Genomic DNA, 12755 nt, shown 5'->3' on the forward strand with positions numbered 1-12755 from the left:
AATACTATATGAAGGTCAATATCATAGAATTACTCTCCTGGCGCGACAGAAGAGCGGTCGGTCAGGGAGGGGAATTGTTGTCAGCAGATGGACTGTTCATCAACAAACGGCATCAGGGAGCATTCGGACTCTGTTTTGCCGATACACCGGAAATAGCCGTTGATGAATTTATTACGCCTGAACGCTACCAGGAAGCCACTGCCTTTACAGGAAATGAAGCTACAGAAGATTATTTTTTTCTGGCAGAAATACTGTTGAATATATTCTGGTACCAAAAAAAGAAACAGGTGGTCAACCAACGCCTGAAATTATTTTGCCTGAAGCAAATTATTTTTCAGCAACAGCATGATGCCATGCAGCTGCCAAGGTTGTTTCATTTTCTGCTGTTCTTTCATCCCTGTTCAGAAGATTATATAGAACGCTTCTCTTTAGACAAAGACGGTTTTTTATACAAAGGCGCACTGGTCGATCTTCCTTCCATCATAGCAACACTGTTCGATCATTTTATCAGTCATGGAAGTCAATCTCCGTCTTCTGATGATTTCAGTAAGGAACATTTATCTATCAGCAAGGCATTGGTGCTGGATACACTGAAATTGATGTTGTCTCACAGAACACAGGTAACCTATGAGGTGCCCGGAACAGGAGCCTCAACACCCCTGGCAACTATCTTTTCGCAACCACAGGCCTTTTTTGATCTTTACCATAACAAAAGAGCTGAATTCTTTCGCTTGTTGAAGGAAAGTTTACCCTTGTATTTCGTCAGAAGTTGGGATGATGATCCGGATGCACTGGCCTCTTCATACTATGGTACTACCAAAAAGGATAGCATCGAAGCTTATTTCAACAGACAGGCCCGCGTTATTCGACGAAAGAAATACCTGACGGAGTTTTTTGTGGACATGTATATTTTTTATGTTCTCAGTCATCCGGATGGAGTCAGGACCATGTTGGATGTTGTTGAGGAAGGAGATGTTTTCCGTCAACAACTACTGACGGTACTTTTCTCCCATCCTTTTTTTAATGCTGATGCCAGGGTGGAGTTAATTAAATCAGGAGTGTACAAGCAGCTGCCGGAGGGCCATTGGAAAGACCAAATCAATAAAATGGCTGCCAATATGTAAGTCGGTGCTGCGCCGTTCCAGCCGCTGTGCCAGATGGCGGTGCCATGATGCAGTCCTGAAATAAGAAGCATTATACCCGTATAATGCTTCTTATTTTTTATGTAGAGAGATTATTGTAAATACTGCTGTGTGTTGATGATGTCGGCATAAAAGAACGCAAGCCCGGCCATCATGGCGCGTTGTACTTCAGCTGCCGGTACTTGCTGCTGATCAACTTCCAGGTCCCTGGTGGCGCATGCATCGGCTACTACGGTGCAATGAAACCCAAAGTCTTTGGCAGCCCGGGTGGTGGCGTCTACGCAGGCATGGGTCATCATGCCGGTGATGATCAAATCGGTAACACCGATCTGCTGCAGATGATGCAGCAGTGTTGTTTCCCGGAAGCTGTTGGGATAATGTTTGGTGATGATCGTTTCTCCTGCCAGCGGCTGTACGGAAGGATGTATCTCCGCGCCGGGCGTATTGGTGACCAGGAAACCGGCATCTGCCTGATGTTTGATGTAGATGACAGGAATACCTTCTTTGCGGCATTTGTCCAGTATCTGCCGGATATTGGCTGTGGCGGCATCTGGGCCGGACAACTCCATTTTCCCGCCTTTGAAATAATCCTGTTGTACGTCGATGATGAGGAGCGCTTGTTTTTTCATGTTTGTTTTTTTGTTTGGACCTTCCGCAAATATGTTTCCGGCAAGCAACAGTAAAATGATTGCCAGTACGGATACCCCGAGGGGACGCATGTTCATGGGATGATGTTTAAAATGATGAAAGAGAAGTAAAGCGCTTTACAGGACAAAGGTGAGGATAATAAAAAAAACGCCACTTGACCTAGGTCAAGTGGCGGACTAAATTTCAGGAATGACGTTTTGATTTAAGCATGCGGCTGAAGAACGCCGGCGTTACGCCAATAAAGGAGGCAATCTGTTGCTGGCTGAAAGCGCCTGCAATCCGATGATAGCGCCGGAGAAACTGCTCATACCGCTCCACTGCCGGAAGGCTCAGGATATCCGTTATGCGCTGCTGGCTGACGGCAAATGCCCGTTCGGTAAGTATCCGGAAATATTGCTCGAAACGGGGTATCCTGGAAAATAACATTTCCCGTTTTTCTTTCGTCAACAGCAGGACGGTGGTGGGTTCCACGGCTTCGATGAATAGCTCTGACGGCGTATCAAAAACAAGGCTCTGGTAATCGGCTACCCACCAATCGGCTATCGCAATGGTAAGAATATGTTCATTCCCTTTCTGATCGGGCAGGTAACTTTTAACACACCCGCTGACGATAAACGCCAACTGGTTACAGACACTGCCTTCCCGGAGCAGGTATTCTTTTTTGTGGTACTGCCGCTCCTGTAAAAGTGAACAAAAGAAAAGCTGTTCCGCTTCGGAAAGGGGAATATGTTTCGTTACGTTCTGCAGGATGGGCTCGTATCCGGTTATCATGCTGTCACCAAAGTAAGCGCTAAGGTAAGTTTTTCAGCCCTTCGTTCCTCATGCCTGCCGGCATTGCGCCCTGGGCGCAACAGGATACTTGCGTGTCCTGCCCCATACCACCAGACCGGCCAGTAAGATCACTGCCATGTTGAAGCCCGTTACGGACGCTTCTCCCCGGGATATATGGAACAGGGTGGCCAATACCATCAGTATGATGATGCCAATAGCGGCCCATACGGTCAGTATCGGTTTGATACGGAGCAATGATGGCAGCAGTAAACCCAGGCCACCTGCCAGGTCTACGATGCCAAGCAGCCGCACATATACGGCAGGCACCTGCCCTGTCCAGGGATATAAGGCTGCTAATTTATCAATGGGATATCCCAGCTTCATCACTCCCGACATAATGAACAGCGCGGCTAACAGTAATTGCACTGCCCACAGCAGGATGTTAAGTACAGACTTTCGTTGTTGCATAAAACTGATTTTTGATGCGATAAAATTAGACTAGCTTTACTATAAAAAGGTAAGTACTATACTGTTGTATAGCCCTATACTACAGTATAGCAGCTCTTCAATCGACCGCATATGAAAAAGCCGTTTGGTGCCTGGGTGGACTTCCGTTTGTCGCCGCAGGACTGCCCTAAAGAATACATGCTCGCCTTAAATGATGCGCTGAACGTGCTGACCGGAAAATGGAAGTTGCACGTGATAGGCGCATTAACGACCGGGAAAAAACGCTTCAGCGAAATTGAACGTTTCATCCCGGAAATTAATCCGCGGATGTTGTCTAAAGAACTGAAGGAACTGGAAGTGAATGGCATCGTGTCCCGCACGGTACAGGATACATCTCCGGCTATAGTGGAGTATGAACTGACGAAATCAGGAAAGGAAATCAAACCTGTCTTTGATGCGATGATCACATGGGGGCTGGAGCACCGGCAGAGTAACATCAGGAACGGTGGAAAATAGCCACCCTGCCCGTTTTTTTAAACAAGATAAGAATGTTTGTTGTAACATTTAGCGACGTGCTCCCGTTCTATGGATAAATCCACACGCATGAAGAACAACATTTACCCCCTTATTCTGTTGCTGACCTGTGTCTTGTTTGTAGCCTGTAAAAAAGACAAAATAGAACACAAAGGAGACTTCCAGCGAAGCTATAATGCATGGCTCGATTTTAAAAATGCCACCGGCAATACCTACCGTTACAAAACCACTGCCGGCTCCTGGACTGGCTATGGCGACGAAATGACCGTCACGGTTAAAGATGGTAAAATCGTTCATCGTTCTTACGTGGCTAAACATTACGATCGTAACAATCCGCCGCAAATCGTGATAGACGCTACATGGGAAGAAGATGAGACAACCCTTAATACACACACGGACATGCCCGGGTCCATGACGCTGGATGAAATATATGAGAAGGCGCGGTACGAATGGCTGATAAAAAGAGATGATGCCTCGGTGTACTTCGAAGCCAATAACAATGGCATGATTTCCAATTGTGGATATGTGCCGAAGGGCTGTATGGATGACTGTTTTATCGGTATTTCGATCCCGCTTATTGAAAAGATATAACATTGCGCCCCCCGGAACTTTCCAGGGATTCTTCCAATGTTCATCAGCAATTTTTTTGATCTGTCCGTCATAAATCTCTCGGGATTTGTGACCGCCTTTCGTACCTTTCGTCCTTTAAAACGGACATCCATGAGTAACTTTTCAGACATCGGTTTTGATGTAAATACAGAAGAAGAATTTCAGGATTTACTGGAGAAGACATATCATGAAAGCACCCTCATCAGGGTGCAGGAAGGGGCTTATGCAGTATACGCAGACGAGTCAGGAGCGGAGCTTTGGATACAGCTCAATAATCAACAGGAATGTATCGGCGCTAACCCGCACTATAAAGGAAAAAGCCGTAGAAAAGTATGCCTGACCGCTACGGTGGAAAGACCGGAGAACCCACTGGATGGCGGATTTTACGCCTGGGCTGCCCCGTCAGAAAAACAGAATCCGCAAAGCGGCCTCTATCCCTTTGTATTTGATGTGCCTGATTTCAGAATACCGGAGCCGTTCTCCTTCCCGGCAGATGTGGAAATCCAGCTGACAGCCTTTGCACAGGACGTACAGCGATACGAAAATGAGGCGGCTTTTGATGCTGCGCAAACGAAGGAACCCAAGTTTTCCGTACAATCATTTATTCCAAGCGGACTGTTTTCTTCTTCGGAAGAAGATAAGCCTGCTACGCCGGAAGCATTCGGTTTTTTTACGGGTGTCATTAAACAGGTGGAAGCCAGGCAGAATACGCTGACGCAACAAATATTCTATGTCCTTCTCGTGGACACCCTGGGCGGAGAAATAGATGTAGTGGCAGATGCCGGCTTCTTTGAAAAAGCACCCGTGGTCAATGAAATTATCCAGGTGGAATGTTGGTTGTCCGGTCAGGTAATTAATCCTGCACCATGAACATCCCCGAAAATAAACAACGCCTATTAACACAAATAACGGCCGCTCTGCAGCCTGTCGAAGGAGTTGCCGCAGTGGTGCTGGGAGGCTCGTATGCGGCCGGAATGGCATCAGATCAGTCCGATCTGGATATTGGTATTTATTATCATGCAGATAAACCGTTTAAGGTAGATGATATTAAAACAGTAGTGGCGAAATATACCGTCAGTCCCGCTACGGTGACTGGCTTCTACGAATGGGGCCCCTGGGTGAACGGAGGCGCATGGATGATGACGGAACAGGGCAAGGTGGATTTTCTGTACCGGAATATAGATCAGGTGCAGCAGACTATTGACAATGCGCTGCAGGGAGAATGGGAGAATCATTATGAGCAACAACCTCCTTATGGTTTCTCTTCTGTCATTTACCTGGCAGAGGTGAGTGTCTGTCAGCCTTTATATGATCCGGCCGGTGTGTTGGCCACCTGGAAAAAAACGGTGTCCGTTTATCCGCAGCCACTAAAGGAAACGATTATACGGCAATCGCTGTGGTCGGCGGATTTCACCCTCTGGCAGGCAGCAGGATTTGCAGAAAAGCAGGATGTGTATAACACCATTGGCTGTTTGGCCAGGGCGGTGAAAAACATCATGGCTGCGTTGTTTGCCGTCAATGAACGTTATCCGCTGGGAGACAAAAGAGTGATGGAGCAGCTGCAGTGCGCCGCCAAAGTGCCGGCTGGCCTGCGGGAAAAGGTGGACGCGATATTATGTACGTCCCTTGGCACTTTGCCGCAAAACGTAGCGCAACTGAAGGCGCTGCATCAGGAAGTGGTACTGCTGTCGGATGGATTGTATAAACCATTATATCAGCTATAACTGATACGGGAAAGGCAGCCGGTGAGGCTGCCTTTTTTATGATTGAGGAGAGGATGACACGTGATGACGGGGCACCCGGTAATTCAGTGCCGCTGTAGTGCCGGCGGTGACGTCGATGGCCACGCCGGTGATTTTGCTGGCCATATCGGAAGCCAGGAACACGGCGGTCTGCGCGATGTCTGCCATCAGGGGCAGTTGCTTCAGCATAGTATCGGCTTCCATTTTTTCCAATGCGTCTTTTACCATTTCAGGAGCACTCTCCATGGCGCGTTTAAATACCCTGGAATCCGGTGAGCCGCCGGAACGGATAGTCAGTACCCTGATACCGTAAGTGCCCAGTTCGGAAGCGAGATTAGTGGAGAGGCTTTCGGTGGCACGGCAGGCGGCGGCAAAGCCGCCGGTGAGTGGATACCCGATTCCTCCGGGGGTAGCGGTGAGGAAAAGAATAACGCCCGATCCCTGGCCTTTCATGACCTGCCCGGCTGCTTTGGCTGTCAGGAAGCGGGTTTGCAGGGAACGGGTGACGGGTGTTACATAATCGTCTACGGAAAGCTCGATGAGCGGAACACCCTGAATAACGTCTACTCCCACGGCATTAAAGGAGATGTCTACGGTGCCGTATTGTTGTTTTACGGTATTGATGTGTTGTGTAACGGCCTCTTCGTTGAAAGCGTCCACTTCGGCGATTTCGGCTTGTCCGCCGGCAGCTTTTATACTGTCTGCTGTTTGTTGAACAGATGCCATTCGGTGCCCGGTTAGGAACACACGTGCGCCGGCTTGTGCCAGCGCTTCCGCTACGGCGCTGCCGAGTGAACCGCCGGCGCCGTAAACAATTGCATTTCTGTGCTGCAGTAACATAGCATGGAAGATTTATAATGTTAGCGATATTCAGTTACACCAGTAATTTTTCATACAGCAACAGTTCCTCTCCATTATACATGATCGTTTCACTGAAGTGGAGGCCCAGCTTTTCCAGCAGGTGGATAGAGCGCCTGTTTTCCGGCAAAGTGGTGGCGAGGATATGCGTGTGGGCCTTGTCTGTTTTTACTGCTTCCAGCAGGGCGGACGCTGCTTCGAAAGCGTATCCCTGACTGGCATGTTCAGGCAGAAAAGCAAACCCGATATCGTGGTGTGGCAAATAAGTCCGCTTGATAAGGGTTACAATGCCCATTGGCTGATGGTCCTGCTGCCGGAAAACAACCCTGAAATCAGTATCAGGATTGTCAATCACCCGCTGTATATAACCAATGGCGTCGTTGATATGATGAACATGCCGGTCGCCGATAAACTGTTTCCAGGCAGGGGTGTTTACCAGTACAAAAATAAAGGCAGCTTCATGGGTGGTGATGGGTTCTATGAATAGCCGTTCTGTTTGCAATGTCTCCATCGTGAGAATGCTGTTTCAACGAACTTACAATTTTTAAGGAAAATCGTAAAAAGGATTACATGAGAAGTAGACACCAGGAGCTTATTAATGGTCCGTTATATTGGAATGAAAAGGTCCGTGCCAAAGCACGGACCTTTTTTATGATCAGTTGATGGCCTGAAAATCAATGGTAGCAGGCTTCTCGGTGTTTTCTTTTTCCGGGTGCACCACTACTTCTATGGGTGCTTCCTCCCTGAATCGGGGCATACTGATAGGCACACCGGCAAACAGGCATAAGCACATGGCCGCGAGCATACAGTACGCAACGATCCGTAATACCCGGAATACGGGTTGCAGACGTTTCATGTTGTAATGTTTACATCAAAAAATAACTGAATAAAAAAATAACTAAATGAATAGTGCGTCCGCCGGAAGGGGGTCAGGGAATATTTTAGGCTGCGGGAGATGACGGATTGTTTCAAAGCACTGGCGTGTTTCCGCCGCGCAACGAAGCGCCAGGCTGGTTTGTTGTTCGGTGAAAGCCAGTACATAAGCGACCGGTGGCCTGTACGAACAGGAAGGGATACATGCGGCCAAAGCCCGGAAATACCCGATACTCTTTCCTTTACAGCAGCGGGCCTGGTAAACAAGTTCATCCTGCACGGAAGGCCGGTCGCAATTGTTACCTTCCAACGGCAGGTAAAAGGCCGTACTGCACAGCAATAACATCGCTACCAGCCAACAGGGCAGGTTTTTTCTGGTAGTAGTAATGGTAGTTGCCGGTATCATCTTCCAAAGATAAAAAAACAGGATGAAGGAATATCTCATCCATAAAAAAGGGCGTCTGTGAAAAGACACCCTGCTGTTTTATTAACTTCTAACATACCTGCGTTCAATATTTAACGCAATATCGTTGTTCGCTCTATGGTTGTTGACAAGGTTGACGATTGACTATGAAATCATCAACACTGCAAAATAATGGACAATCGGTCAGTTATCAGCACACTTTTATACAGCCGGTCATATTCAGTGTCGGATAACTGACAGGCACTATAACCACTATAGTGCCATTTTCCAGTTCTGTTGATTGTCAGGTAGTTACATTGGAGCGAAAACATTGGTACGTTCGGTTTTGATACAGTCATCTGTCCGGTTTTATAATGCCTACACTCTTACCACGGCAATCAGCGCTGCCAGTAGGGTGAGGCCTGTCAACCAGTAGTAGGCATGCCTGGTAAACGGTTTATCGGCAAAGAGGCCGTTCAGCACCGCGATCACCAGGAATATCAGCAGCTTCGGCACTACTTTGTAGTAGTTGATGGCCGGGTATTTCAGCGCTGCAAGTCCGATGCCGGTCAGCAGGATAACGATGCCCAGTATCATACCGGTTTTGTTGCGTGGCGCGGTGATGTCTTTCCATAAAGAAGCCAGGATAAAGATATAGCCGGCAAAGGCAGCGAAGTGTAATAGCAACAGGATGTTGAAAAGCAGCATGGATCAGGATTTAGCGGTGGTGCGGATATAATAAAAGCCCAGTATTAGTGACAATGCCACGGCGATGGCATGCGGGTACAGGCGGGCGGTCACATAGTCGGGGTGGCTCATCACAACGGAGAAGTCAACCATTGGAATGATACTGCCGGCCAGCAAAAGGAAACCGGCAGCCCGGAATTCACGCATCAGCAGCAACAATACGATCGCTGCGCCGGTAAATAGGTCCCGGACGCCTTTGATGTAATGAAAGGAATAGTCGCCACCGGTAGAAGTATGAATTCCAAAGGCGGTTTCGGCGGTCATCGGCACCAGCAGAAAACGCGCGCCGATAAAGATCAGCAGCAGGCCGGTGAGCAAAGTCAGGTAGTAAGATAACTGTTTCATATACTTTGTTTGGATTGATGAAACAAAGCTATGACGACGTTAAAACCTGTTCGTTCACCTGGGTTAATAAATCTGCCGGGAAGCCATTCTTTTCCGGATACGGCTCAGGGATGGTGGTTTAACACCCACAAATGAGGACACATAATATTGCGGGATGCGCTGCTGCAGGTCGGGATAGTCTTCCTGGAACCGCAGGTACCGCTGCTCCGGCGAGTCTGCATACAACGATGCTATTTTTTTGATGGCATGAACGTAGAGCTGTTCACATGCCAGCCTGCCAAACCGTTCTCCGTGTTTTATGCTGCTGTACAGGCGTTGCAGGTCTTCATGGGAGATGAGCAGCACTTCACTGTCTTCCATAAACTGAATGTTGCTGGCAGACGGGGAGTGATCAAGGAAGCTGCTGTAGTTGCAGAAAAAATCATTTTCCCTGCCGAAGTCATAAATCTGTTCTTCCCCGTTGGTGTTGGTGGCATAGTAGCGTATCAGTCCATGGTTGATGAAGCCTACGGCCCTGCACACCTGGCCTTCCCGCAGAAAATAGTCTTCCCTGTTATATCGTTTCAACTGAAAAAGGGAGGCGACGAATTCCTTTTCGGCCGCGTCCAGCGGGATGATGTTTTCGATAGCGTAAATAACCTGTTGATACATGCCTTAAAGTTAAGAATGTTATCATGTTTGCAGTTAATTTCCTGTTGACATGGAAAACATTTCTATATTACTTTTTATGTACTTTTAGGTAGATGAAAACCGCAGATACCCATATCAGGTACGAACTCATTCCGGCGCCTGCCTGCCTGCAGGCCTATATCCGCTATTTCTGGACGCTGGAAGGAGATGATCCGCAGGCGTTGGCCAAAGCCTTTGGCTCGCTGGTGGATGGCTGTCCGGGGTTAATTTTCCAACGTCCGGATGTGGGCGCTTTTGTCCGGGAAAGTAAAAAACTGCCTGAGATGTTTCTCTACGGCCAAACCACGAAGAACGTGGAAATAGCCTCCCTGGGCACCTCCAAAGCTACCGGTGTGATCTTTCAGCCCAATGGCCTGAAATCGGTTTTCGGCATGAATGCCGGGGAACTGACCAACGATTGTGTAGACGTGCAGCTGTTGCCCGGAAACAACTACCTGCCGGAACAACTGGCCGATGCGGGGGCCGCCGGCACCCAGGTGGAGGTCCTTTCTGCCTGGCTGCATAAACGCATCACCGGTAATCCGGCCGCTATAGACCCGCAGGTGGACTATGCCGTGAGGCAGATAGCCAATTCCAATGGTAACATCTCCCTCCGCGATCTACAGGAGAAGCTGCAACTGACCGAACGCACCTTCGAACGCCGCTTTAAAGAACAGGTGGGCATCACCCCCAAATTATTCTCCCGGATATGCCAGTATCAGGCATCCCTGCATCAACTGAAAAGCAACGACTACAACAAGCTGTCAGATATCGCCTTTGAAAACGACTATGCCGATCAATCCCACTTTATCCGTTCCTTCAGGGAATTTACCGGCTGCTCACCCTATCAGTTCCAAAAGCTGCTCGACGAAGCCGGAGAAGAAATTATGCTGATTAAATAACCCATGTCGGTTTTGTTCAATTTTAAAAATACTGTCCGCCCTAGCTTTGGGGTATAAATAATCCATCCCATGAACGCAAAACAAATTGTATTAATACTCGCCGTACTGACCACTGGCCTGCTGACCGGCATATTTTTCGGATTCGAGGTCGCCATCAACCCGGCATTTGCCCGGCTGGACGATGCCCAATATATCATCGCTATGCAGGCCATCAACGATGTGATCGTGAACCCGGTGTTCATCTTCGTATTTCTCGGAGCAGCCGTGCTCCTGCCGGTGGCCGCTTTTCAGCAACAGGGCCGGAGGAAAAGCCTGTTGTGGGTTGCTGCCGCTTTATACATCATCGGTGTGCTGGCCATCACGTCTGTTTGTAACGTGCCGCTGAACGATGCCCTCGCGAAAGTACAGGTGGCCGGCGCTTCCGCGCAACAGCTGAAAACCGCCAGGGAGGGCTTTGCCGAGCCATGGAACAGGTGGCATACCATCCGCACCATTGCCGGTATTGTGGCTACCATAATAGCCATCGCAGCCTGTCTGCAAAAAGATGCTGGTAAAAAGGGCGCTTAAGGAATTTTTTTTCGAAGAGTTTGGTTTTGTGAAATTTATGCCTACATTTGCATCCCGATTTGCCGGAAACGGTATCTGTCGGATACGGGGCGTAGCGTAGCCCGGTTATCGCGCCTGCTTTGGGAGCAGGAGGTCGCAAGTTCGAATCTTGCCGCCCCGACATTAAAGGACAAGCCAAATTTATTTTGGCTTGTCCTTTTTTATTTCCGCCTGAATTGCTGTATAGCTGCGGTTTGATAGATACACTCCGGCCTTAAAAGAATGGCCATCCCAGTCCTTAATGTTTATACCGTTATGAGAAAGCCCGCTTAGGTTGGCTTTCAATTTTTCAACCTTGCGACTGTAGAACGAGGGCTATATTCACAATGCTCTTTTTTATTCTTTAACTGCCGACTTGGGTTAATTGTTATCGTTAAGGTGGTAGTATTTACTTAATTTGTATACGAAAATACAGCGCGTATGACAACACAGGAATTCATTGCCGCAGCATTTCTCGAAGATGTGGGTATCGGTGATTACTCTACACTGGCATCTATACCAGCCGATGCGAAAGGTAAGGCGGTACTTAAAATAAAGGATGAAGGCATACTGGCAGGCATGCAGTTGGCACAGGATATTTTCCATCATCTGGAAGAAGATGCAAAATTCACTGTCTATAAAAAAGATGGCGATGCTGTAAATAATGGCGAAACCGCGTTTACCGTTGAAGCCAGCGTGCATACCATCTTAAAAGCAGAAAGACTGGTGCTTAACTGTATGCAGCGCATGAGTGGCATCGCAACGCTTACCCATAAGTACGCCGATAAAATAAAAGGCTACAAAACCAAAATACTCGATACCCGCAAAACCACGCCGCTGTTCCGCGAATACGAAAAGCAGGCGGTACGCATTGGCGGCGGTTACAACCTTCGCATGGGCTTGTACGATATGATCATGCTGAAGGACAACCATATCGATTTTTGTGGCGGCATAGAGCAGGCCATACAGAAAACCAACGAGTACCTGGCGACCAATAACCTCAACCTGAAAATAGAGATCGAGACCCGTAACCTCGATGATGTGCGCCGTGTGCTTGCTGTGGGGAATGTACACCGTATCATGCTCGATAACTGCTCGCCGGAACTATTGGAAGAAGCAATTGAGCTGATTGGCGGTAAGTATGAGACCGAGGCGTCCGGCGGTATCAATCTCGATAATATTATTTCATATGCCCGTACTGGTGTTGATTACGTCTCATGCGGGGCTATCACCAATCAGGCTGTGAGCATGGACCTTAGCTTAAAAGCACACAAAATATAGAGCAGGTGTTATCGCTGTTGTTATTATCTCGCGGTCACTGGCCCTGATACGGATATCTTTCTTATGACCATGTCCGGACTACGGCCTACAATAACCCTTTCATCCTCCCATGTCTCTTTTTGAAGCCTGCTTCTCTCAATAGTCTCGCGACCTTGGACAGAGCCTGGTTAGATTGCGACTGTTGTGGATATGAGACAGG

General features: G+C 48.3%; 18 protein-coding genes and 1 tRNA gene. 9 read left to right on the forward strand and 10 right to left on the reverse strand.

Annotated elements, in window-relative coordinates:
* Positions 1 to 8: 8 nt before the first annotated feature.
* A complete protein-coding gene (locus ACTJJS_RS18160) occupies positions 9 to 1124 on the forward strand; it encodes a hypothetical protein (RefSeq protein WP_440664741.1) in 1116 nt (371 codons plus the stop codon).
* A gap of 110 nt (positions 1125 to 1234) precedes the next feature.
* Here ACTJJS_RS18160 and ACTJJS_RS18165 read toward each other — a convergent pair whose 3' ends face one another.
* From ACTJJS_RS18165 to ACTJJS_RS18175, 3 genes are all read right to left on the reverse strand, one after another.
* Positions 1235 to 1771 (reverse strand): cysteine hydrolase family protein, encoded by a 537-nt coding sequence (locus tag ACTJJS_RS18165; protein WP_440664742.1) that lies wholly within the window; start codon positions 1769 to 1771, stop codon positions 1235 to 1237.
* 202 nt (positions 1772 to 1973) lie between these two features.
* Positions 1974 to 2561 (reverse strand): Crp/Fnr family transcriptional regulator, encoded by a 588-nt coding sequence (locus tag ACTJJS_RS18170; RefSeq protein WP_440664743.1) that lies wholly within the window; start codon positions 2559 to 2561, stop codon positions 1974 to 1976.
* A 48-nt stretch (positions 2562 to 2609) separates the two neighbouring features.
* Entirely contained in the window at positions 2610 to 3029 is a 420-nt protein-coding gene (locus tag ACTJJS_RS18175; protein WP_440664744.1) for a DoxX family protein, read from the reverse strand.
* Between the two features lie 111 nt (positions 3030 to 3140).
* On the opposite strand from ACTJJS_RS18175, the gene ACTJJS_RS18180 reads away from it, so the two are divergent.
* From ACTJJS_RS18180 to ACTJJS_RS18195, 4 genes are all read left to right on the forward strand, one after another.
* Positions 3141 to 3524 (forward strand): winged helix-turn-helix transcriptional regulator, encoded by a 384-nt coding sequence (locus ACTJJS_RS18180; RefSeq protein ID WP_440664745.1) that lies wholly within the window; start codon positions 3141 to 3143, stop codon positions 3522 to 3524.
* Between the two features lie 87 nt (positions 3525 to 3611).
* Positions 3612 to 4133 (forward strand): hypothetical protein, encoded by a 522-nt coding sequence (locus ACTJJS_RS18185; RefSeq protein WP_440664746.1) that lies wholly within the window; start codon positions 3612 to 3614, stop codon positions 4131 to 4133.
* 129 nt (positions 4134 to 4262) lie between these two features.
* Positions 4263 to 5021 (forward strand): hypothetical protein, encoded by a 759-nt coding sequence (locus ACTJJS_RS18190; protein ID WP_440664747.1) that lies wholly within the window; start codon positions 4263 to 4265, stop codon positions 5019 to 5021.
* The gene (locus tag ACTJJS_RS18195) at positions 5018 to 5875 is read left to right on the forward strand and encodes a nucleotidyltransferase domain-containing protein (RefSeq protein WP_440664748.1); all 858 of its coding nucleotides are present in this window, start codon (positions 5018 to 5020) and stop codon (positions 5873 to 5875) included. The genes ACTJJS_RS18190 and ACTJJS_RS18195 overlap by 4 nt, the downstream gene beginning before the upstream one ends.
* 36 nt (positions 5876 to 5911) lie before the next feature.
* Here the strand turns inward: ACTJJS_RS18195 and ACTJJS_RS18200 are convergent, their stop codons facing one another.
* From ACTJJS_RS18200 to ACTJJS_RS18230, 7 genes are all read right to left on the reverse strand, one after another.
* Positions 5912 to 6733, reverse strand: coding sequence for an SDR family NAD(P)-dependent oxidoreductase (locus tag ACTJJS_RS18200; RefSeq protein WP_440664749.1), 822 nt, complete (start codon positions 6731 to 6733; stop codon positions 5912 to 5914).
* Positions 6734 to 6767: 34 nt separating this feature from the next.
* Positions 6768 to 7262, reverse strand: a complete 495-nt coding sequence (locus tag ACTJJS_RS18205) for a GNAT family N-acetyltransferase (protein WP_168870269.1) — start codon at positions 7260 to 7262, stop codon at positions 6768 to 6770.
* Between the two features lie 144 nt (positions 7263 to 7406).
* Positions 7407 to 7607 (reverse strand): hypothetical protein, encoded by a 201-nt coding sequence (locus ACTJJS_RS18210; RefSeq protein WP_168870268.1) that lies wholly within the window; start codon positions 7605 to 7607, stop codon positions 7407 to 7409.
* A 42-nt stretch (positions 7608 to 7649) separates the two neighbouring features.
* Positions 7650 to 8030, reverse strand: coding sequence for a hypothetical protein (locus ACTJJS_RS18215; RefSeq protein WP_440664750.1), 381 nt, complete (start codon positions 8028 to 8030; stop codon positions 7650 to 7652).
* A 375-nt stretch (positions 8031 to 8405) separates the two neighbouring features.
* Positions 8406 to 8735: a hypothetical protein gene (locus ACTJJS_RS18220; protein ID WP_440664751.1), complete on the reverse strand. Its 330-nt coding sequence runs from the start codon at positions 8733 to 8735 to the stop codon at positions 8406 to 8408.
* Positions 8736 to 8738: 3 nt separating this feature from the next.
* Positions 8739 to 9119: a DUF4267 domain-containing protein gene (locus ACTJJS_RS18225; protein ID WP_440664752.1), complete on the reverse strand. Its 381-nt coding sequence runs from the start codon at positions 9117 to 9119 to the stop codon at positions 8739 to 8741.
* A 63-nt stretch (positions 9120 to 9182) separates the two neighbouring features.
* Positions 9183 to 9770, reverse strand: a complete 588-nt coding sequence (locus tag ACTJJS_RS18230; RefSeq protein ID WP_440664753.1) for a Crp/Fnr family transcriptional regulator — start codon at positions 9768 to 9770, stop codon at positions 9183 to 9185.
* 92 nt (positions 9771 to 9862) lie between these two features.
* Here ACTJJS_RS18230 and ACTJJS_RS18235 point away from each other — a divergent pair, with 92 nt between their 5' ends.
* The 4 genes from ACTJJS_RS18235 (at position 9863) to nadC (ending at position 12556) form a co-directional block, all read left to right on the forward strand.
* A complete protein-coding gene (locus ACTJJS_RS18235; RefSeq protein ID WP_440664754.1) occupies positions 9863 to 10690 on the forward strand; it encodes a DUF6597 domain-containing transcriptional factor in 828 nt (275 codons plus the stop codon).
* A 69-nt stretch (positions 10691 to 10759) separates the two neighbouring features.
* Positions 10760 to 11257 (forward strand): anthrone oxygenase family protein, encoded by a 498-nt coding sequence (locus tag ACTJJS_RS18240; RefSeq protein ID WP_440664755.1) that lies wholly within the window; start codon positions 10760 to 10762, stop codon positions 11255 to 11257.
* Between the two features lie 85 nt (positions 11258 to 11342).
* Positions 11343 to 11417: transfer RNA gene (locus tag ACTJJS_RS18245), tRNA-Pro, on the forward strand.
* Positions 11418 to 11716: 299 nt separating this feature from the next.
* On the forward strand, positions 11717 to 12556 hold the full coding sequence (gene nadC / locus ACTJJS_RS18250; protein WP_440664756.1) for a carboxylating nicotinate-nucleotide diphosphorylase: 840 nt from the start codon (positions 11717 to 11719) through the stop codon (positions 12554 to 12556).
* Positions 12557 to 12755: the final 199 nt, after the last annotated feature.

Source organism: Chitinophaga sp. 22308, from assembly GCF_052045305.1.
Lineage (GTDB): Bacteria > Bacteroidota > Bacteroidia > Chitinophagales > Chitinophagaceae > Chitinophaga > Chitinophaga varians_A.

Coding starts and splice junctions, on each gene's coding strand:
- ACTJJS_RS18200 (WP_440664749.1), bottom strand. CDS start 6,733: ATGTTACTGCAGCACAGAAATGCAATTGTTTACGGCGCCGGCGGTTCA.
- ACTJJS_RS18205 (WP_168870269.1), bottom strand. CDS start 7,262: ATGGAGACATTGCAAACAGAACGGCTATTCATAGAACCCATCACCACC.
- ACTJJS_RS18185 (WP_440664746.1), top strand. CDS start 3,612: ATGAAGAACAACATTTACCCCCTTATTCTGTTGCTGACCTGTGTCTTG.
- ACTJJS_RS18165 (WP_440664742.1), bottom strand. CDS start 1,771: ATGAAAAAACAAGCGCTCCTCATCATCGACGTACAACAGGATTATTTC.
- ACTJJS_RS18190 (WP_440664747.1), top strand. CDS start 4,263: ATGAGTAACTTTTCAGACATCGGTTTTGATGTAAATACAGAAGAAGAA.
- ACTJJS_RS18240 (WP_440664755.1), top strand. CDS start 10,760: ATGAACGCAAAACAAATTGTATTAATACTCGCCGTACTGACCACTGGC.
- ACTJJS_RS18215 (WP_440664750.1), bottom strand. CDS start 8,030: ATGATACCGGCAACTACCATTACTACTACCAGAAAAAACCTGCCCTGT.
- ACTJJS_RS18160 (WP_440664741.1), top strand. CDS start 9: ATGAAGGTCAATATCATAGAATTACTCTCCTGGCGCGACAGAAGAGCG.
- ACTJJS_RS18220 (WP_440664751.1), bottom strand. CDS start 8,735: ATGCTGCTTTTCAACATCCTGTTGCTATTACACTTCGCTGCCTTTGCC.
- ACTJJS_RS18210 (WP_168870268.1), bottom strand. CDS start 7,607: ATGAAACGTCTGCAACCCGTATTCCGGGTATTACGGATCGTTGCGTAC.
- ACTJJS_RS18225 (WP_440664752.1), bottom strand. CDS start 9,119: ATGAAACAGTTATCTTACTACCTGACTTTGCTCACCGGCCTGCTGCTG.
- nadC (WP_440664756.1), top strand. CDS start 11,717: ATGACAACACAGGAATTCATTGCCGCAGCATTTCTCGAAGATGTGGGT.
- ACTJJS_RS18180 (WP_440664745.1), top strand. CDS start 3,141: ATGAAAAAGCCGTTTGGTGCCTGGGTGGACTTCCGTTTGTCGCCGCAG.
- ACTJJS_RS18230 (WP_440664753.1), bottom strand. CDS start 9,770: ATGTATCAACAGGTTATTTACGCTATCGAAAACATCATCCCGCTGGAC.
- ACTJJS_RS18195 (WP_440664748.1), top strand. CDS start 5,018: ATGAACATCCCCGAAAATAAACAACGCCTATTAACACAAATAACGGCC.
- ACTJJS_RS18170 (WP_440664743.1), bottom strand. CDS start 2,561: ATGATAACCGGATACGAGCCCATCCTGCAGAACGTAACGAAACATATT.
- ACTJJS_RS18175 (WP_440664744.1), bottom strand. CDS start 3,029: ATGCAACAACGAAAGTCTGTACTTAACATCCTGCTGTGGGCAGTGCAA.
- ACTJJS_RS18235 (WP_440664754.1), top strand. CDS start 9,863: ATGAAAACCGCAGATACCCATATCAGGTACGAACTCATTCCGGCGCCT.